The sequence below is a fragment of the Microcoleus sp. N9_B4 genome, assembly GCF_036701635.1.
Classification (GTDB): Bacteria; Cyanobacteriota; Cyanobacteriia; order Cyanobacteriales; family Microcoleaceae; genus Microcoleus.
In genome coordinates, this window is the sequence record NZ_JAUBRC010000004.1 from 96,739 (window position 1) to 114,961 (window position 18,223).

An 18,223-nucleotide genomic window follows, 5' to 3' on the forward strand; every position below is an offset into this window, starting at 1 on the left:
TAAGTTGAGCAGTTGCTTGCTCAATTTTTTCGATACTACCTGGGTTGACCAATCCATAGGAGTCAAAAACGTAAACTAGATTATTTTTGGTGGCTGTTATACCATTTCTCTAAAATCGTGCAACACTCTTCGACCCCCCCTAGCCCCCCCTTGCTAAGGGGGGGAACAAGAATACTGTTGCATTCTTTTTTAAAATTGGTATTAGTTGATTCCAAAATGAATCAGATTTAAATTGGTCTAAAATTCCCTCACCCCGATCGACTATAATGATTACTTCAGGATTAGCCTCTAAAACCTTTTCCGCTGAAAGCATCACGTAGCCTCGCACGGGGCTATCTCCTTGCAATTGGGCTGCGACATTTTTCACGTTAAACTTACCCAGCAAATCTCCAGCCCAACTGCTTTGATTCGGCGATAAAATCGATCGAAGTTAAAATAGCACCTATCCAAGCCGCCAAAGGCAGCCAAGTTTGAAATATTCCCAAAGTCAGCATGGTAATCGCAACCAACCCCGCACCCGCCGCAATTCCTAATACAAAAGGATCGGCTAAACCGTTGCGGAGCAAACCTTGCAGCAAAGCCCCCGACATTCCCAAAGCCGCACCAACCGTCAGCGCAGCCGCAACTCTGGGCAAACGCAATTCCCAGAAAATAGTTTGATTGACAGCATCACCTCGGTGCAGAAATGCTTGCCACAATTGCTCGGCACTCATCGGCACCGCACCCAAAGAAAGCGAAAGGGCGATGGTTAATAGCAAACCCAATCCTAAGAATACAACTGCCTGAAAAACTCGATATTTTAGCCAGATTTTTTGCAAATTCACTAGATTACACCACTGGATTTTAAAAATAAAGCGCGATATGTCCTCCGTTTAGATTTGCGGAACGATCGAACTCGTTAACTACAATAACCCATTTACCAGAAGGCGGCGACCGTGGGAACAGATGAACAGTCGATCGAAAAACTATACATACATCGCGCTATTTGTCTGAGGGGTTGCAAATTTTCAGAAATGTGCTATTGTCAGAAGTAATCGGTTCTGGTGGAGATCACCCACTAGAGGAAACGGGGAAAGTCCGGTGCGAACCCGGCGCTGTCCCGCAACTGTGATGAAGCGTACAATCGTTTCTTAGTCAGGATGCCCGCCGATTGTATCGTTTCATTTAACCCATCTGCGAGGTACGGATGTATTCAGCATTTTGTTTTCAATTCGATTCTTTTTCAGAGACGCTGCGCGATCGGCGATTATACTCCTTAACCCGCGAGAAACCTGTGGTGGAATTGGTTTCTAGGGCGAGATAGCAAGTTTGAAAAACTAGCATGAACAGCATTATCTAGTTTCAGATGCAAGGAATCTTGCTGGGCATTTGCCTGCTGTAATTTCTAACAGCTTTTTTATAGCTTTGTTGGAAATTCAGATGGTTTTGCCTTTGATGCGCCTTGCAATCTAATGGCATTGCTGTCGGAAATTCGGCATCGGATACCTGTTGGTTTCCGACTGAGTTTCTATGGACTGATAAATCAATTGACAACCCCAACTTAGGAGAAATTATGTCAATTTTAACGGCAACTCTTGGATATCCCCGCATTGGTAAAAACCGTGAAGTTAAGAAAGCTTTGGAAGGTTTTTGGAGTGGCAAATTAGAGGCAGATACTTTACTGTCTACTGTTCAAACTGTAGAAATAGAAAACTGGAAAACACAGCTACAGACAGGCATCGATCGCATCGGTGCAGGCGATACTACACTCTACGATCACGTGCTTGACTGGACAATTCGTTTAGGTCTAATTCCCAAACGCTTTCAGGGGTTATCAGGACTCGATCGATACTTTGCAATGGCACGGGGCAAAGAAGGAATTCCGGCCCTAGAGATGACCAAATGGTTTGATAGCAACTATCACTACCTCGTGCCAGAAATTCCAACCCAACTGCAACCAGCCGATTTCAGCGATTTTCTGGAGACGGTGCAGCGGGCAAAAGCGACGTTAGGGGAGCGGGCAGTGCCGATCGTTCTTGGCCCCTGTACGCTACTGCGGTTGAGTCGGTTAGATGGCGCAATGGACGATTCTCTAGCGCAATTGCTGCCGCGCTACATCGAACTCTTGACGCAATTAAAAGCCCTTGGGGTTGCCGAAGTGCAGATACACGAACCAGCCTTAGTTCTGGGAGATGCGACCAACTTCAAAGCACACTATCAAACTGCTTATCAAGCCTTTGTTAAAGTCGATTTACCGCTGCATCTTGTCACTTACTTTGAGGACTTGGGTGAAGCTTATTCTTGGGTGATGGCATTGCCTGTTACTGCGATTAGTTTAGACTTCACTCGCGGACGCAATTTAGATTTACTCAAGCAATATGGATTTCCCCCAGATAAGCATCTGGGCGTTGGCATTGTGGATGCCCGCAACATCTGGCAAATCCGTCCAGAACAATTGCTGCCAGTGCTGCAAGACATTCAGAGAATTACGCCTAATATCGTCATTCAGCCGTCGGCATCATTGCAGTTTGTTCCCTACGATGCCAAACGGGAAACAAAGTTGCCAGAACCTCTCCGCAATGTGTTTAGTTTTGCAGAACAAAAACTGCAAGCGGTGAAGTTTTTGGCACGCAGTTTAGCAGGAGAAGAAACTGAGAGCGATCGCGCCAAGATTACCGATTCCTGGACAAAATTCGAGCAATTTAGTCCAGCAAATCCTGCCGTGCAGTCACGCATGAAAAGCATTACGACAAATGACTTTCTACGGGAATTATCCTACGGTTTGCGGCTGTCAAAACAGATTTCTCTGCCCATTTTTCCCACCACAACGATCGGCTCATTTCCTCAAACATCAGAAGTGCGACAACTGCGAGTACGGTATAAAAAGGGTGAATTGAGTCAGCCAGAGTATGAAGCAGCGATCGATACTGAGATTGCCGACAGCATTAAACTCCAAGAAGAAATTGGGCTGGATGTGCTAGTGCATGGCGAATTTGAACGCACCGATATGGTGGAATACTTTGGACAACAGTTAGATGGATTTGCCTTCACGCAAAATGGCTGGGTGCAAAGCTATGGCAGTCGGTATGTGCGTCCGCCGATTATTTACGGTGATGTCTTTCGCACGGCCCCAATGACGGTACGCGAGTTTAAAGTAGCGCAATCATTGACGCAAAAACCAGTTAAAGGAATGCTAACAGCTCCCGTAACAATTTTAAATTGGTCATATCCGCGCACTGATATTTCTCGACAGAAACAAGCGTTTCAAATTGCACTGGCATTGCGCGATGAAGTGGCAGATTTAGAAGCAGCAGGAGCGAAGGTAATTCAAGTAGATGAACCCGCATTACGCGAAGGTTTACCTCTGAAGATAGAACGCTGGAGTGAATACCTGTCTTGGGCAGTAGATGCGTTTCGTTTGGCAACCGCAGTCGCTCATCCCCAGACTCAAATTCACACGCATATGTGCTACTGCGAATTCGGCGACATTATCAAAGACATTGAACGGTTAGATGCCGATGTGATTTCGATTGAAAATAGTCGCAGCAACAACCAAACGCTGCATGAAATCATCGCCGCAGGCTACACCTATCAAGTGGGTAACGGCGTGTATGACATCCACAGTCCAGTAGTGCCAACAACAGAACAGATTTTGCAGCAGTTGCGAACAGGAATTGCCAATTTACTTGTGCAGCAAATTTGGGTGAATCCCGATTGCGGCCTAAAAACACGGCGTTGGGAAGAAGTAATTCCGGCCCTGAAAAATATGGTGGAAGCTGCAAAAACGCTGCGGGAGGAAGTAAATGCGACCGGAAAATAGCATCTGGCAGGGAAACTTTGGCTACTGGCAACATGGCTTCATTCACACAAATCTGCTGATGATTGGTTATACAGGATGGAAGGGATTTCAGTCTTTTGGACGGGGAGTTGTGGTTTGTGATGTGGATACTAAAGTTATTCATTCTACAGTTATAAATTTTGAACCAATTCCGTTCACACTTCAGTTTATCCCCTCGAATTTGATGGGGTTTTACTTGCGATCGCTATCCCTTGACTCATCGACTATTTCATCGGTTCAGGCAGCAGTTGCCACCTACAATCCTGAGCAAGATATTCTGCTGGTGCTGAAAGTTAACCGTCAAATCGAGGTCAATTTATTAAGAAAAATGGCGATCGCACCTGCTGATTGTTACGAACAAGTCTGTAGACGCTGGGACGAATTCTCACCAAGCCAGAGTTCCTAAAACTTACCCTATTCTCCCAATGCCTCAACCAAATCTCTGTTATCAAATCCAGCTTTGGCAGTTGTTAGAAAAAGATGGACAGTGAAATGAACGGTTACGATTGGCAGCAAGACTTTATTGCTACTAATTTATTGGCGTTGGGTTATAACGCCTGGATAGGTTACTTAGGAGGTGAACGCGGAGCAGTAATTTGCAGTCTTAATTCTCCACTTTTAGGAGTAGCAGGTGAAACATTTAACTCCTATTTTGTTCCGCGTTCCCGTCTCGCCCCATTCCTAAATGCGTGGCTGGCTGCTCCTGATACGGTGATCCTCCAGCATCATCACATGAATGCTCATATCCTTCAAGAAGTGGATAATTATAATCCGTTTAAGGATATTATTCTCCTGTTGGAATGCGCCAATCAAGCTATCTTTTTTAATCTGAGAAATCTTCCGAGTTCACCTCCAGATTGTTACCAAACTGTGTGCAAGCACTGGGAAGATTTTCAACTTGAAACGGATGCTGTTGTGAAGCGTACTGATATTTCGCGGTAAAATTTTTTGAAACTGCAATCAACGCTCTGAATAGAAATATTCCGTCAACCCTTCCCATTCAATTTAAACATGATGAATACTCACTTTCAAAGAATGGGAAGAATCCCAACTGTTCAACATCCGTTAGAGGAAAAAGCAACAATGGCAAGACTTATTCAACATAAAAAAGAAGCCTTCTGGTTTTACCGTTTTGTGTCGATTGGCTACGATAATTTGATTAATCCGTTTTTCTGGACGATTCCCATGCGGGAGAAATCTCTGGAACTCGCGCAACTAGATCGCCCTGATTTACAAGTTCTAGATGCTGGAGCCGGAACTGGATTCACTACTTGTGGCATAGTCGAAAAAGTGAATTCTAACCATGTTAAAATGCTCGATCAAAGTCCGCATCAGTTAGCTAAGGCAAAACAAAAATCTGCAATTAATGACTGTGAGAAGTTTCTCGGAGATGTGGAGAATTTACCCTTTGCTACCGATACATTCGATCGCTACATTTCTGCTGGCAGCATTGAGTATTGGCCCGATCCACAACGGGCGATCGCTGAAGCTTATCGTGTGACTAAACCAGGCGGAATTGCGTTGATTATCGGCCCGCTGGAACGCAAGAATCCGATCGCCCGTTGGCTGTCTGATACGTGGATGCTGTTTCCCAGTGAAGACGCTTATATCAGTTGGTATAAGTTAGCAGGATTCACCCAAATTCGCAAAGTGTACGTTGCACCGGATTGGTATGCTGATCAGAATAGCCCCTACGCGATCGCGATCGCAGGTGTGAAACCATCCCCCGGAAAATCTCCTGCAATCTTATCAGATGCTATTGAACAAGCCGCAGAACCAATGACGCTAGAGCGTTTTTTACTCTTCTGGTTTCGGTTTGTTATCGGCTCTGCTACTGGTGCATTATTTATACCAATAGCAGCAGTGCGATCGCTAATAGCAAAGTTCAATCCTCCTCAACAAGATTCTGAATCCAAATAATCCGAAAGTATAGGCGGGGCGGGTTTATAAAGCTTCTGGCTTTGAAATTAAACATACTAGCGAACCCGCCCCTATAAAACTTGACATTTTTATACAAGAATGAAGCAACAGAAATACAAATGAACCCAAAATCGCCTGAATTTAAAACTATCCTCACCCGCATCTCTGTAAATTCATTAGGAAAAGAAGGCGATCGCTTCTCAATCAACCCCTCAATCTCCGCCGAGGGCCGCTTCATCGCCTTTGAATCTATTGCTACTAATTTAGTCCCCGGAGATACTAACAACACCTCAGATATTTTCCTGCACGACAGACTCACTAACATCACCACCCGCACCTCCGTCAACTCAACAGGAAATCAGGCAAATTTTGATGCTTTTAACCCTGCTATTTCTGCTGGCGGGCGGTTCATTGCCTTTGAGTCGAATGCAACTAATTTAGTAGCCGAAGACACTAACAACACATCAGACATTTTCCTCCACGATCGGCTGACTGGAAATACCGCCCGCATCTCCGTAGATTCGACAGGTAAAGAGGGCGATCGCGCTTCACTTAACCCTTCACTTTCCGCCAATGGTCGCTTCATTGCCTTTGAATCTAATTCAACCAACTTAGTACCAGGAGATACTAACAACACCTCAGACATTTTTGTCCGCGACAGACTCACTAACATCACCACTCGCATTTCAGTCAACTCAACAGGAAACCAGGGAAATATTGGCTCTTTCAACCCCTCAATTTCCGCTGACGGCCGCTTCGTTGCTTTTGACTCTTTAGCAGATAACTTAGTGGCGGCAGACACTAACAGCACTAGAGACATTTTTGTACATGACATCCAGACAAATACTACCACTCGCGTATCGGTAAATTCATCGGGAAATCAGGGAAATTTTGGGTCTATTACTGCTGCTATTTCTGCTGACGGTCGCTTGGTCGCATTTGAGTCTAATGCTAGCAATTTAGTAACCGACGACACTAACGGCACTTCCGATATTTTCGTGCATGACAGGCTGACGAATACTACTACTATGGCCTCAATTAATTCTACAGGCGATCGCGCCAATAGAAGCTCCTTTAAACCCTCGATTTCTGCTGACGGTCGATTCGTCGCTTTTGACTCTCTAGCTGACAACTTAGCGGCAGCAGATACCAACGGCACTAATGATATCTTTGTGCGTGACAGAGACACAGCCACGACAACTCGCATCTCAGTCAATTCGGAGGGTCAAGGTGCCGATATAACATCCTTCAATCCCGCTGTTTCTGCGACGGGAAGTGCGATCGCATTTGATTCTTTTGCTACTAATTTAGTTGCCCAAGATACTAACAGTAGCAGAGATGTTTTTATCTCTCACCGTGTTGCTGTCAGCAGCGGCACTTCAGAGAACGATACCCTCATTGGTGTTGCAGGCGACGATTCGATTTTAGCCGATCGCGGCGACGATTTTTTGGACGGCAAAGCAGGCAGCGATACCCTGTTCGGCGGTAGGGGAAATGATACCCTCAACGGCGGTGATGGCGATGACATTTTAGTAGGAGGAAAGGGGCGCGACAAATTTGTTTTGCAATTAAAACAGGGAAGCGATGTTATTAGCGACTTTCAAAATGGCGAAGATTTGTTCTTGTTAGCAGGTGGCTTGACTTACAACCAAATTCGTGTATTTCAGACAAACGATGGAGTCGCGATCGCATTAGTCGCTAGCAATGAAATCTTAGCCCTCCTCCCAGACTTACCTGGCAACTTACTTGGATTTGAAGCTTTTAACTCAGTTTAGCAACCAACAATTATTAATTTAATGATAATGATTATCGCAAATAATAAAATGATCGAACAAGACTTAAACTCCTACGCTATCTGTAGGGGCCCGCCTCCTGCGATGCCCCGATCTAGATATACATTTCCCTCACTTTTACGACAGATATTCAAAAGTTTGGGATACCGCTCAAATCACAATCAAGGTGTTGAGGATCACGTAAAACATGGCAAATCTAACAGGTACAAACGGTAACGATTTACTGAATGGAACTCCACAGACAGACGCAATTTTCGGCTTAAATGGAGATGACACAATTAACGGCATTCAAGGTCAAGACACGCTGTACGGCAATAGCGGCAACGATGTCATCAACGGCGGTGAAAGCGGTGACATTTTGCGCGGAGGTAAAGGCAACGACAACCTCGACGGCGGCGCGGGTAGCGACAATCTTTATGGCGACGGCGGCCGCGATACATTAACAGGTGGTGAAGGTTTTGATAACTTTGTTCTCAGCCGCCGCAGCAGCGGCACGCCCCGAACAACAGGCGGTTTGAGCATCACCGATGCTGACATCATTACAGACTACAATGTAGAAGAAGATTCCATTGGCTTGTTGGGATTAAGCTTTGACAATCTCAGCATTTCAAATGGCACAGGAGACTTAGCAAACAGCGCCATCATTCAAGATAAAGTTACTGGTGAATTTCTGGCGGTATTCCAAGGAATTGACAGCAGCAAACTTATCAAAGATGAATTCAAAACTTTCGTGCAACCTAGCGGGCCTTACTCGAATTCTACTGACGATCCAGGCAAAATAGACTCTGGAATTCCCGGATTTATCGGCCCAGACGGAGATGGCAAAATCTCGCCTAATAATACAGTCAACCCGCGTTTCGCTGCTTGGGCGACAGGATTTGAAAACTATCAGCCCGCCCCTGGTGTAGATGCCAGATTTCAAACTCCTGAAAAAACTTTGGGCCCCGTTGCTAGCAAAGATAATTTCATTGACATCGCTTCCCTTGGCGATCTCGATCAAAATCAGATTAATAGCGGAGTCCAACCGGGTCAAATTACCTTAACCTTTAGTTCAGGAATTCGCAATGGTTCCGGTCAAGATTTTGCCGTGTTTGAAAATAGCTTTGACAATTTAGGAGGTGTTTTCGGAGAATTGGCTTATGTAGAAGTTTCTAGCGATGGCAGAAACTTTGCCAGATTTAAAAGCGATTCCTTGACAGGCGAACCTGTAAGCAAAGAAGGAGTTTTAGAGCCAACTAGCATTTATAATTTAGCTGGTAAGCACGTCAACAATGCTTTTACAACCGATGAAGGAGAATTTTTAGGCGGTTCCTGGGGAACTCCTTTTGATTTAGAAACATTGGGTAGCAATCCGCTAGTAACTTCGGGTCAGGTCAACCTTAATGCCATTCGTTTTGTCCGCATCGTGGACATTCCCGGCAATGGCAATTTCAAAGACGGGGCTAATAGATCGATTTACGATCCTTGGCCAACTACGCCACCTGTTACATCTGGAGGTTTTGATTTGGAAGCCGTTGGCGTGATTAATACCATCTAGCTTGATTTAGCAGTAAAAACTCTTGTGGGGAGTAGGGGTTAGGCATCCTGCCTGCCCTTGACTTTATTTTCACTCAATTGTTGTAGGGCTTGCGCGCAAACAACATTTTAAAATACAATGAGAATGATTATCATAAAAATAGCGCCCGATCGACTCGATCGCACCTGGATTTTAGCGATGAGATGCGATCGGCGATCGCTTAGAAATGCTTTGCGGCTTTCCAAATTGACAGCAGGGCCTTGACAATTAATCAATGAGGAACAATGACTAATCTCACTGTACCAAGCCCAGATTTAATTGCCGATCTTCCTAAAAGAGGGATGCCCGTAACTATAATTACCGGATTTCTCGGCAGCGGCAAAACCACTTTAGTCAATCAAATACTCAAAAATCGCCAAGATTTAAAACTAGCAGTTTTAGTTAACGAATTTGGCTATATCAACATCGATTCGCATCAAATTGGAGAACAGCTTAACCGTTGCTTAGTTTAATATCATGTCTTAAAAACGGATGAGGACACGGCATTGCCGTGTCTTTACACATATTGGGCGCATTTTTTTGACGATCGATCTAAATAAATCTCAAGCTTAGCAACGAGGAACTTACGCAGAAACCAGGTTTCTACTATCTCATGCGTAAGTCCTAATCTACAATCTCAAATCTCAAATCTCAAATCGATAGCCCTTACCTGCTATAATCAAAGGTATAATATTAACGAAGTAAACCGCTACGAGTGAATCATGTCCGCAAACACCGCGCTACCCGCAGCCCTAGCTAAAATCGTCCAGCGCTTTCAGCGACACTCCGATCCGAAACAGCGCTACGAACAACTGCTGTGGTATGCCAAGCGACTTCCAGCATTTCCCGAAAGCGATAAACTGCCGGAAAACAAAGTTTCTGGCTGCGTATCGCAAGTTTATATTACTGCAAATTTAGCAGACGGAAAAGTTTTGTATCAAGGCGATTCAGACGCTCAGTTAGTCAAAGGATTAGTTGGCTTGCTGGTGGAAGGTTTGAGCGGATTAACGCCTGCTGAAATTGTCACCATTACCCCAGATTTTATTCAAGACACGGGATTGAATGTGAGTCTGACACCTTCCCGCGCTAACGGATTTTACAACATCTTTCAAATGATGAAAAATAAGGCACTTGCTTGTGAATTGAGCAAGCAAGCCGAAGCAAATTAAAAGAATAAACAGCCATGACTCAAACTACCAATTTAACAAAATCAGGTTCTGAAAACTATCCCACCGCAGTTCAAGAATATATCTGGAATTGGCAAGAAACGCAAATCAAAGTTATTTACGAAACCAGAGGACAGGGAAATCCTGTATTGCTGCTGCCGGCTTTCAGTACGGTTTCGACGCGAGAAGAAATGCGTCCTTTAGCAGAATTGTTAGCTCCTAAATTTCAAGTTGTGAGCTTAGATTGGCCAGGTTTTGGCGAATCTGATAGGCCGCGAACAGACTATGAACCGCAATTATACCATCAATTTCTCAAGGATTTTGTGGAGGCAATTTTTAATAGTCCTGTTGCTGTAGTTGCTGCCGGTCACGCTGCGGGTTATGTGATGCAATTAGCGCAATCACAGCCGAATATTTGGTCAAAGATTGTGTTAGCTGCGCCGACTTGGCGCGGGCCTTTGCCGACGATGAGCAAACAGCAAAGCGGCTGGCATGGAATCGTGAGAGAATTAGTACGATCGCCCTTACTGGGACAATTCCTATACAAACTAAACACTGCGCCGTCTTTGCTGAGTTTTATGTACCGCCGCCACGTCTACGCCGATGCAGCTAAAGTCACGCCCGATTTCATCCAAAGCAAATGGCAAGTGACGCAAAAACCCGGTGCTCGGTACGGTTCCGCTGCCTTTGTGACTGGTGGTTTAGATCCGGCAAAAGTGCGATCGGAATTTACAGATAAATTTCAACAATTAGCAGTGCCGGTGATGGTTGTAATTGCTGAGAATGCGCCGCCCAAATCCAAGGCTGAAATGGAAGCATTAACGGAATTACCGGGTGTTGAATCGCGAGTTATTCCTGGTTCTTTGGGTATGCACGAAGAGAATGCAGCAGCTTTAGCAAATGCGATTCAATCTTTTCTATAAATTATTTAAATCCCACTCTTCAGTCCGCGCAGGCGGACTTCGTTTGTGTAGCCCCGAATTCTATTCGGCGGTTAACTGGGCGGTTTACAATTCGGCGGTTAACTGGGCGGTTTACATCATCAGAATAATAGCCGTATTTTGGCTGGTTTTCTCTTCCTTTCCTTTGCCACTGTATGCTGTGGGAAAGCCGCCGTTTGCTAATTCACAAGAGAGTATTATTGAAGGTGCGATCGACTTTCACATTCATTCTTCTCCTGATGTGATTCCCCGCAGATTAGACGATTTTGAAGTAGCGAAATTAGCTGCTAGGGCGAAGATGAAAGCTGTTATATTAAAAAATCATTATGCCAGCACAGCAGCGCGGGCAGTTCTGGTTAATAAAATAGTACCAGAAATTCAAGTTTTCGGAGGAGTTGTTCTCAATCATTCGGTAGGCGGAATTAATCCCGACGCTGTAGACGCAATGCACCGCATCGGTGGCAAATACGGTAAAGTAGTGTGGCTACCAACGGTTGATGCTGAGCATCACTTGCAGGTTTTTCACAAGTCGGGAAGGGGGATTAAAGTTGCGGAAAATGGCAAGGTTTTACCGGAAACAGCAGCGGTGTTGAAGATGGTAGCCAAAGAGAATTTGATATTGGAAACTGGTCATATTTCCTCAGAAGAAGTGATGGCAGTTGTAGCTGAAGCCAACCTGCTCAACATTAAAAACATCCTGATTACCCACGCAATGGCCGATGTACCCGGTTTATCCCTAGAAAATATGCAAACAGCCGCCGCAGCCGGAGCTTTCTTAGAACTAGCATTTGTCAACGATTTGATGGGAGAAAATGCCGCTGATGAGGGTCACAAAAACTGGCATCAAGTTTCTATTAGTAAGATGGCAGCAGCGATTAAACTAATCGGAGCCGAGCATTTTGTTATGAGTACAGATTTGGGAAGAAAACCCGATCCTTTACCTGCAGAAGGTTACAAATTATTTGTTAAAAAATTGATTGCGGAAGGTATTTCTCAACCTGAAATTGATTTAATGATGAAGAAAAATCCCGCTCGATTGTTAGGAATTTAGGAGTAAATATGATGTCCGATTGCTGAGAGCTTCTGTCCTATCTTTGATTTCTAATCAAGTAGGCTCTACTTCAGGTTCTGGAGATTCTGGCTCGCCCGCTGGAGATTTGGTTTGCAATTGGGATAGCTGCGAATTTAGCTGCAAACGTTCTTGATAGACGGTTTCTAAATGATTTTCTAATTCGTCTACTTGAGATTGCAGTTGATTTTGAGCCTGATTAGCTGTAGCGATTTGACTTTGAAATTCCGAGATTTGAGAGTAAAGGTACGATCGCTCTCTGTTAGCTGTTTCTAACTTGGATTGCAGTTGCGATCGCTCTGCTTCGACTAATTGCAGTTGAGCTTGCAAACCCGACAGTAGAGACTGAAGTTGCTCCCGCTCTTCAATGGAGCGATCGAACTTAATTTGAATTTCCGACAACTGGTACTGTACCTGCAATCTGCTTTGGCTAGCCGTTTCCAACTGACTCTCAAATTCCGACAGCAGAGCGTGAAATTGAGAACGTTCTGCATCCACCGCCTCTAACTCTGCTTGCATTTCCAACAATTGAGCGTTAAGTTGCGATCGCTCCTGCTCCGCAACTTCTAACTGCTCTTTAAGTTCTGCCACTTCTGCTAACTGGGACTCAGCTTGTTGAGCATTTTCTAGCTGAAACTGCAAATCAGCAATCAGAGCATCAATTTGCGATCTATCCCGGGCAATTCCTGCCAAAAATTCTTCCATTTCCGACACTTGATTTTTTAACAATTCTTGCTCACGAGTCACAGTTTCCAATCGAGTTTGCAACTGGGACAATTCAGAATTTAGCTGATTTTCATTCTGCACCTTTTGCCGCAATTCCGAAGTTCGGGCATCCAACTGAGCAGCCAAATTCGATATAGCCTCCTGCGAACCCTGCATCCGCACCAAATTGCGTGAATTTCGCTTATTCAAAATTAGCCAGCAGACTAATGCCCCGCCTCCAAATCCTATGAATAAAAGTAATGCTTGCATTTGTTTTATCTAATTAATATAAATTGAGTGATTTTGATGCCGATCAAAAAATGGACATCCCCAAATTTCTATCTTACTCAAAGCTATCACAACTTGCCAGCCTGTGTTTACTTGGCTCAACAATTTATATTTCTTTACAAATTCCTTTTGTTGACAGCTAAGGTGCAGCGCCCCCTGCAAGTCCGATTAATGAAGCAAATCCACAATATGAGGAATAATTTCGATATGCTGAGTCAACAAATAATCCAACCTATCCGCCAATAAACTAAAAATTAAATCGTTATAACTCATCCCGTATTCCGCCAAACCTAAAGCTACCAAACTCGTCACATTTTCCCCTGGATGTTTCAAATCCGGTTTAGGATTTGCTTCCAAAACATAAAGCGAGCCATCAGCATCACTTCGGACATCGATCCGCACCAAACTGTTCAAACTAAACTCCCAATAAATTTTTCGAGCTAACTCAATTAACTCTTGTTTTAGTTCAGGTTCCTCACCGCCCATCAACCGTCCTCGATCGGCCGTAATCGCTTTTTTGTCCATAGAAGTAAAGATACGTTCGTCAGACTCTAGCACCCGCTCCACAGTCGAAAAAGCAAAGGGTTTTGTATTTTTATCAAATTTGCCTTGAGCATAAGTAACATAGCCACAAACCGCTACACAAAATTCCCGTCCCGGCAAATATTTTTCAATTAAAGCAGTATTGTGAGTGGCTCGGTGAACTTCCGAAACCGCCTGAGACAAACCCTCAATCTTGTCTACAAAATGAACGTGCAGGGAAGCGCGGCCGGATACTGGTTTAACAACAAATGGCCCTTGATAGTCACCAAAAGCAATGGCAAAACGCTGATGTAAATTAGGCTGCAAAATCCCTTGAGAAGGATGCCACGTCATAAAAGGAGCGGTTTTAATTCCGACTGATTGCAGTTCCCGTTTAAAAGCGTGTTTGTTATCTAAAGTTGAACTATTTAAAGGATTGTGACCGACATAAGGCATCCCCAACATTTCCAACAATGCGGGAGTGTGACAAACAGGATTGTAGCCCTGGACTCCGCCAGTATTCAGCCACACTAAATGAATATTTTTTTGTTTGAGTTGTTCCGGCAAGTTCATATCGTCAGGCAGGACAAAGACGTGCTTAAAGCCAATTTCTGCTAAGGCTTTAGCAATCTCGCTGGCGACGATTTCGTAACTCTTCCAAGCGCGGGGATTGTGAGTTTTGTAAATCACTGCTCCGGGGCGATCGCAGTCGCCGCCGAACACCACTGCAATCCGCAATTTAGCAAACAGCACCTCCAAATATTGAGGTAGTAAACTAAAGTCGTAATGCCAGCGATTCATGCCAATTGATGTTGCAACCATTTAAGTTTTTTTTCCTGTGTGTTTTATTTTTTATCGGCCGAACGGCTAGATTTTGCCAAATATATTCCCGCCAAAACTACGGAGAAAGCAAACCAATTAAACAAGCTCAAACTTTCCGCAAACAGCACCCCGGCAATAATCGCAGTAATCACGGGTTCTAGCAGCAGAAAAAGAGCGACAAATCCCGACGACAAACGACCGAGACTGTGGATGAGCAGTCCTTGGCCGAAAGCTTGACAAATCACGGCCAAACCAATTACAGTCAGCCACCCCTGCCAAGAATAAGGGAAAACTCGATCGCCCGTCAGCAGAACCAGTGGCAAAACCAATATACTGCCAATAAAACAGCGCCACATCAATATAGTTGTCGCCGGAAACTTCGTTCGCAAATGTTCTGAAATTAGCAGATTTCCTGCATAAAACATCGCCGATAAAAGAGCAGCAATGTCGCCGACAAGGTTCTCTCCCGCCGTTTGCAAATCGTCCATGCCGATCGCAATTGCACCAGAAAAAGCCACCGCCAGTCCCACCAAAAACCTGCTGTCAAAGCGCCGCCCCAACAGCAGCCATCCCCCCAAAGTAGTAAATAAAGGAGTTAAGTTTCGCAGTACAGTAGAATTAGCGACATTAGTCTGAGTTAGTGACCAGGCCCAGAAACCCAAAGAAGCAGAAGAAACCACGCCTACGGCTGTTAACAGCATCACATCCTGCAGAGTGTAGCTCGATCGCTCTTCAACTTGGGCCCCAGACATTCGGCGGCGCGCAGCATCAGCACCATTCCACACTCCAAATACTACAGTTGCTATCCACAAACGGTTAAAAACAGTAGCATTCGGGCTGATTTCCCGTTCGCTCAACCTAATAAAAATCGCAGCCAGCGACACCGCTAGCAGCGCCGCCGACAGCGAAACTATCGCCCAAATTTTACCTTGACTATCAGCTAATTCACCGTTTTTTAAACTGTCTGGCTTTCCCGAAACAAGAGTTTTGTTTTCAGTTGTTAAGGCAGAGTTTAACTCGGTTTTTTCCAAAATATTGCGCTGAAGTTCAAGATTTTGTTCTGGCAATCCCAGTTTTTTTGACATTATTAAAAGTTCCCATGAAGGCAGAAGACAGTTGTGTAGGGTGCGTGACCCAAGAATATTTTAGTGGCGAAGGGAATAACTCAAAAGTCACGCACTCTACTTACTAGGGCTGCAAAAACTATTTTTTATAGTTAACAGCAACTTAGGTTGAAGGTTTAACAGAAAGCCTTGTCAAAGCCTCCTTTAGCGCCGGCGGCAATTGCCGGATAATCTTGCCCTTGTCACGATCGACACCAACCAAAGTTACCTGTGCTGTCACATATAACTCCTGAGTATCAGCCGATCGAATTTCGTAATCCCAAAGCAGCCGCACACCCTCGGTAGCAGCGATCCGCGTTTTGACAGCCACAGATTGACCCATTTGTACAGCCCGGTGGTAGCGCAGCGAAAGTTCCACCACGGGCAATTCCAAACCCTGCGCCACCCAGTCTGCATACTCGATGCCAAGAGATCGCAAACTTTCCACCCTAGCTTCCTCCATCCAAGCCAGATAAGTTCCGTGCCAAACCACACCGCTGTAGTCAGTATGATGAGGGTACACTCGCACCAAATATTCAAACCAGCCCTCAGAGTCCATCCCGCGCCGATTTTGAATAGCACCAGCCGGTGCGAGTTCTGGTTGAGTTCGATCGTTCTCTAACACTTTACAAATCGTTCCAAAACGCTACATTTCTACAAATCATAAGACAAACTTCAGGCTTATGCTTGACTGTAAGAAACTAGAGTACCAACGCCCTAGTTTAACGTCGCACAAAAAAACTCAACTGTTTTTACCGCCAAAACCCCATGATAGAAAAAATTTTAGTAGCCGTCGCCGGTCGCGGCTTGTGCGAAGAGATGTTTAATATGTTGATGGACATCCCTTCCTTGCAACAAACCTCTGTCACCGTCTTGCACGTCGTGCCGCCCCAAGTAACCTCCGATGGCATGGCCGAGAAATTGGAAGAAGGAGGCAAGATTTTAGCACAAGCAGTCCAGTCTTTGAAAATAGATCCCAGCAAAGTCAACCCCCGGCTCAAACAGGGAGACCCGAAAACCACAGTTTGCCAAGTCGCAGAAGAAGAACAATCCGACTTAGTAATTATGGGTTCCCGGGGACTCGGACGCCTGCAATCGATTTTGGAAAACTCAGTCAGCCAGTACGTTTTCCAGCTAACATCTCGACCGATGTTGTTAGTAAAAGACGACATCTACGTCAAAAGAATCAAGCGCGTCATGGTGGCGGTAGACAAATCAGAAGCTGCCAAACAGTCATTACAGCTTGCGCTATCTTTGGTCAAAGAAGTCAGTGGCGGAGAGATAATTTTAGTACACGTCACCAAAGATTTGACGGGAAAATCCAGCACAGATTTAACAACAAGTGCTGAAAAAGACGCTGTATTGGCCCCTGCAGTAGCACTAACCAAACAAATGGGAGTTAGCTACCGCTGCGTGAGTGCGACAGGCAAGCCAGGGGAAGAAATTTGTCGGATTGCAGACGAGTTGAATGCCGACTTGTTGGTAATCGGTTCCCCGGATCGGCGACCCAACGTTGCCAAAAACTTTGTGGATATCGATCGACTCCTAGGAAATTCGCTATCAGACTACGTGCGAGTTTATGCCAACTGTCCCGTCTTGCTAGCCCGCACAGTCGGCTAGAATCTCATCGTTAAGAGTTATATTATTTCCGGTTACACCGGAATGATGTTGACGGTTGACGGTTGACGGTTGACGGTTGACGGTTGACGGTTGACGGTTGACGGTTGACAGTGAACTCGAATTTACTATTCCGATGCTAACGGATTTGATATTAGCAGCTAACACTCAACAGTTAACAAAAAAAGCGCCTCAGCAAAAAGTTGTGGGCGCTTTTTTTTGCAAGCAGCAAAGCCAGACAGAAATAGCAGCAGTTACTAATCTTTTCTGCCTTGACGGCTAGCTGTTTGAATGTACAGAATGATTAGAAAAACGCTGGGAACCAATACAAACAGAATGGTTGCCACAAACCCTAAATCGTTAACTTCCATGAAGACGCTCGCCTCTATCTAAAAATATGAAAATACACACAACCAGGATATCACTCAAAGGTAGAAGGCAAACTTGAATACAGCAGAAGCCAGCACTAGACAGTGGAATAGGTAAAAAATCAAAATTCAGAATCCAAGAATTTTTATTTCCTTTTGCCCTGTTTGCCCAATGCCCTGTTTGCCCAATGCCCACTGGCAGTTAGGGCTTAGTCTTCACGCTCACCTGGCCATTTACCATAGCTTGACAAGCCAACCGATAGTTTTCGGGCTTCTTCTTGAGCTTGCGGTTCTCAAAGTCAGTGCGGGGCGACAGATTTTCACTGCCCTCGACAATTTCCACAATGCAGGTGCCGCATTGACCGTAGCCCCCACAATTCATCATCTTTCCCGAAAATGTGTACAAATCGATGCGGTTTTCTAGAGCTTTGAGCCTCAAATTGGCTCCGTCTGCTGCGATGACTTCCTGATTTTCCTTCACAAACTTGATATTGGCCATTGCCGATTCCTTAACGCAGTTGACATGGAACTCTATTA

Annotated in this window: 20 protein-coding genes and 1 riboswitch; of the genes, 12 read left to right on the plus strand and 8 right to left on the minus strand. The window is 44.9% G+C overall.

Annotation, left to right across the window (positions count from 1 at the left end; genetic code table 11):
• Positions 1-139: 139 nt before the first annotated feature.
• Together QUA43_RS03885 and QUA43_RS03890 are read right to left on the minus strand one after the other, a co-directional pair.
• Entirely contained in the window at positions 140-367 is a 228-nt protein-coding gene (locus tag QUA43_RS03885) for a hypothetical protein (protein WP_333371197.1), read from the minus strand.
• Between the two features lie 7 nt (positions 368-374).
• Complete coding sequence (locus tag QUA43_RS03890) at positions 375-824, minus strand: iron chelate uptake ABC transporter family permease subunit (RefSeq protein ID WP_333371199.1); 450 nt, start codon at positions 822-824, stop codon at positions 375-377.
• Between the two features lie 194 nt (positions 825-1,018).
• Positions 1,019-1,165: riboswitch (cobalamin riboswitch) on the plus strand.
• A gap of 387 nt (positions 1,166-1,552) precedes the next feature.
• Here QUA43_RS03890 and metE point away from each other — a divergent pair.
• The 10 genes from metE (at position 1,553) to QUA43_RS03940 (ending at position 12,243) form a co-directional block, all read left to right on the plus strand.
• Positions 1,553-3,799 (plus strand): 5-methyltetrahydropteroyltriglutamate--homocysteine S-methyltransferase, encoded by a 2,247-nt coding sequence (gene metE, locus QUA43_RS03895; RefSeq protein WP_333371201.1) that lies wholly within the window; start codon positions 1,553-1,555, stop codon positions 3,797-3,799.
• On the plus strand, positions 3,783-4,223 hold the full coding sequence (locus tag QUA43_RS03900) for a hypothetical protein (protein ID WP_333371203.1): 441 nt from the start codon (positions 3,783-3,785) through the stop codon (positions 4,221-4,223). Before metE ends, QUA43_RS03900 begins: the two co-directional genes overlap by 17 nt.
• 86 nt (positions 4,224-4,309) lie before the next feature.
• Positions 4,310-4,759: a hypothetical protein gene (locus QUA43_RS03905; protein WP_333371205.1), complete on the plus strand. Its 450-nt coding sequence runs from the start codon at positions 4,310-4,312 to the stop codon at positions 4,757-4,759.
• Between the two features lie 141 nt (positions 4,760-4,900).
• Positions 4,901-5,737, plus strand: a complete 837-nt coding sequence (locus QUA43_RS03910) for a methyltransferase domain-containing protein (protein ID WP_333371207.1) — start codon at positions 4,901-4,903, stop codon at positions 5,735-5,737.
• Positions 5,738-5,856: 119 nt separating this feature from the next.
• Positions 5,857-7,512: a calcium-binding protein gene (locus QUA43_RS03915; RefSeq protein ID WP_333371209.1), complete on the plus strand. Its 1,656-nt coding sequence runs from the start codon at positions 5,857-5,859 to the stop codon at positions 7,510-7,512.
• A gap of 205 nt (positions 7,513-7,717) precedes the next feature.
• Positions 7,718-9,067 (plus strand): hypothetical protein, encoded by a 1,350-nt coding sequence (locus QUA43_RS03920; RefSeq protein WP_333371211.1) that lies wholly within the window; start codon positions 7,718-7,720, stop codon positions 9,065-9,067.
• Between the two features lie 263 nt (positions 9,068-9,330).
• Positions 9,331-9,558, plus strand: coding sequence for a GTP-binding protein (locus tag QUA43_RS03925; protein ID WP_333371213.1), 228 nt, complete (start codon positions 9,331-9,333; stop codon positions 9,556-9,558).
• A gap of 249 nt (positions 9,559-9,807) precedes the next feature.
• Positions 9,808-10,254 (plus strand): SufE family protein, encoded by a 447-nt coding sequence (locus QUA43_RS03930; RefSeq protein ID WP_172189131.1) that lies wholly within the window; start codon positions 9,808-9,810, stop codon positions 10,252-10,254.
• A 14-nt stretch (positions 10,255-10,268) separates the two neighbouring features.
• On the plus strand, positions 10,269-11,174 hold the full coding sequence (locus QUA43_RS03935; protein WP_333371215.1) for an alpha/beta fold hydrolase: 906 nt from the start codon (positions 10,269-10,271) through the stop codon (positions 11,172-11,174).
• Entirely contained in the window at positions 11,152-12,243 is a 1,092-nt protein-coding gene (locus QUA43_RS03940; protein WP_333371217.1) for a DUF6282 family protein, read from the plus strand. Before QUA43_RS03935 ends, QUA43_RS03940 begins: the two co-directional genes overlap by 23 nt.
• A gap of 54 nt (positions 12,244-12,297) precedes the next feature.
• On the opposite strand, the gene QUA43_RS03945 is transcribed toward QUA43_RS03940, so the two are convergent.
• The 4 genes from QUA43_RS03945 to QUA43_RS03960 form a co-directional block, all read right to left on the minus strand.
• Positions 12,298-13,236: a hypothetical protein gene (locus tag QUA43_RS03945; RefSeq protein ID WP_333371219.1), complete on the minus strand. Its 939-nt coding sequence runs from the start codon at positions 13,234-13,236 to the stop codon at positions 12,298-12,300.
• 186 nt (positions 13,237-13,422) lie between these two features.
• Entirely contained in the window at positions 13,423-14,598 is a 1,176-nt protein-coding gene (locus QUA43_RS03950; RefSeq protein ID WP_333371221.1) for an ATP-grasp domain-containing protein, read from the minus strand.
• 23 nt (positions 14,599-14,621) lie between these two features.
• Positions 14,622-15,683, minus strand: coding sequence for a DMT family transporter (locus QUA43_RS03955; protein ID WP_333371223.1), 1,062 nt, complete (start codon positions 15,681-15,683; stop codon positions 14,622-14,624).
• 142 nt (positions 15,684-15,825) lie between these two features.
• On the minus strand, positions 15,826-16,326 hold the full coding sequence (locus QUA43_RS03960) for a thioesterase family protein (protein WP_333371225.1): 501 nt from the start codon (positions 16,324-16,326) through the stop codon (positions 15,826-15,828).
• A 143-nt stretch (positions 16,327-16,469) separates the two neighbouring features.
• On the opposite strand from QUA43_RS03960, the gene QUA43_RS03965 reads away from it, so the two are divergent.
• Positions 16,470-17,321, plus strand: a complete 852-nt coding sequence (locus QUA43_RS03965) for a universal stress protein (protein ID WP_333371228.1) — start codon at positions 16,470-16,472, stop codon at positions 17,319-17,321.
• Between the two features lie 97 nt (positions 17,322-17,418).
• Positions 17,419-17,601, plus strand: coding sequence for a hypothetical protein (locus QUA43_RS03970; RefSeq protein WP_333371389.1), 183 nt, complete (start codon positions 17,419-17,421; stop codon positions 17,599-17,601).
• On the opposite strand, the gene psbM is transcribed toward QUA43_RS03970, so the two are convergent.
• Complete coding sequence (psbM, locus tag QUA43_RS03975) at positions 17,576-17,689, minus strand: photosystem II reaction center protein PsbM (protein ID WP_015177760.1); 114 nt, start codon at positions 17,687-17,689, stop codon at positions 17,576-17,578. The two genes, QUA43_RS03970 and psbM, sit on opposite strands and share 26 nt — an antisense overlap.
• A gap of 199 nt (positions 17,690-17,888) precedes the next feature.
• Positions 17,889-18,185: a 2Fe-2S iron-sulfur cluster-binding protein gene (locus tag QUA43_RS03980; protein ID WP_333038569.1), complete on the minus strand. Its 297-nt coding sequence runs from the start codon at positions 18,183-18,185 to the stop codon at positions 17,889-17,891.
• Positions 18,186-18,223: the final 38 nt, after the last annotated feature.

Bases quoted from the DNA above. Each gene is read 5' to 3' on its own strand.
- QUA43_RS03935 (WP_333371215.1), top strand. From the start codon at position 10,269: ATGACTCAAACTACCAATTTAACAAAATCAGGTTCTGAAAACTATCCC.
- QUA43_RS03945 (WP_333371219.1), bottom strand. From the start codon at position 13,236: ATGCAAGCATTACTTTTATTCATAGGATTTGGAGGCGGGGCATTAGTC.
- QUA43_RS03900 (WP_333371203.1), top strand. From the start codon at position 3,783: ATGCGACCGGAAAATAGCATCTGGCAGGGAAACTTTGGCTACTGGCAA.
- QUA43_RS03950 (WP_333371221.1), bottom strand. From the start codon at position 14,598: ATGGTTGCAACATCAATTGGCATGAATCGCTGGCATTACGACTTTAGT.
- QUA43_RS03920 (WP_333371211.1), top strand. From the start codon at position 7,718: ATGGCAAATCTAACAGGTACAAACGGTAACGATTTACTGAATGGAACT.
- QUA43_RS03930 (WP_172189131.1), top strand. From the start codon at position 9,808: ATGTCCGCAAACACCGCGCTACCCGCAGCCCTAGCTAAAATCGTCCAG.
- QUA43_RS03905 (WP_333371205.1), top strand. From the start codon at position 4,310: ATGAACGGTTACGATTGGCAGCAAGACTTTATTGCTACTAATTTATTG.
- QUA43_RS03980 (WP_333038569.1), bottom strand. From the start codon at position 18,185: ATGGCCAATATCAAGTTTGTGAAGGAAAATCAGGAAGTCATCGCAGCA.
- QUA43_RS03965 (WP_333371228.1), top strand. From the start codon at position 16,470: ATGATAGAAAAAATTTTAGTAGCCGTCGCCGGTCGCGGCTTGTGCGAA.
- QUA43_RS03915 (WP_333371209.1), top strand. From the start codon at position 5,857: ATGAACCCAAAATCGCCTGAATTTAAAACTATCCTCACCCGCATCTCT.
- metE (WP_333371201.1), top strand. From the start codon at position 1,553: ATGTCAATTTTAACGGCAACTCTTGGATATCCCCGCATTGGTAAAAAC.
- psbM (WP_015177760.1), bottom strand. From the start codon at position 17,689: ATGGAAGTTAACGATTTAGGGTTTGTGGCAACCATTCTGTTTGTATTG.
- QUA43_RS03940 (WP_333371217.1), top strand. From the start codon at position 11,152: ATGCGATTCAATCTTTTCTATAAATTATTTAAATCCCACTCTTCAGTC.
- QUA43_RS03955 (WP_333371223.1), bottom strand. From the start codon at position 15,683: ATGTCAAAAAAACTGGGATTGCCAGAACAAAATCTTGAACTTCAGCGC.
- QUA43_RS03910 (WP_333371207.1), top strand. From the start codon at position 4,901: ATGGCAAGACTTATTCAACATAAAAAAGAAGCCTTCTGGTTTTACCGT.
- QUA43_RS03925 (WP_333371213.1), top strand. From the start codon at position 9,331: ATGACTAATCTCACTGTACCAAGCCCAGATTTAATTGCCGATCTTCCT.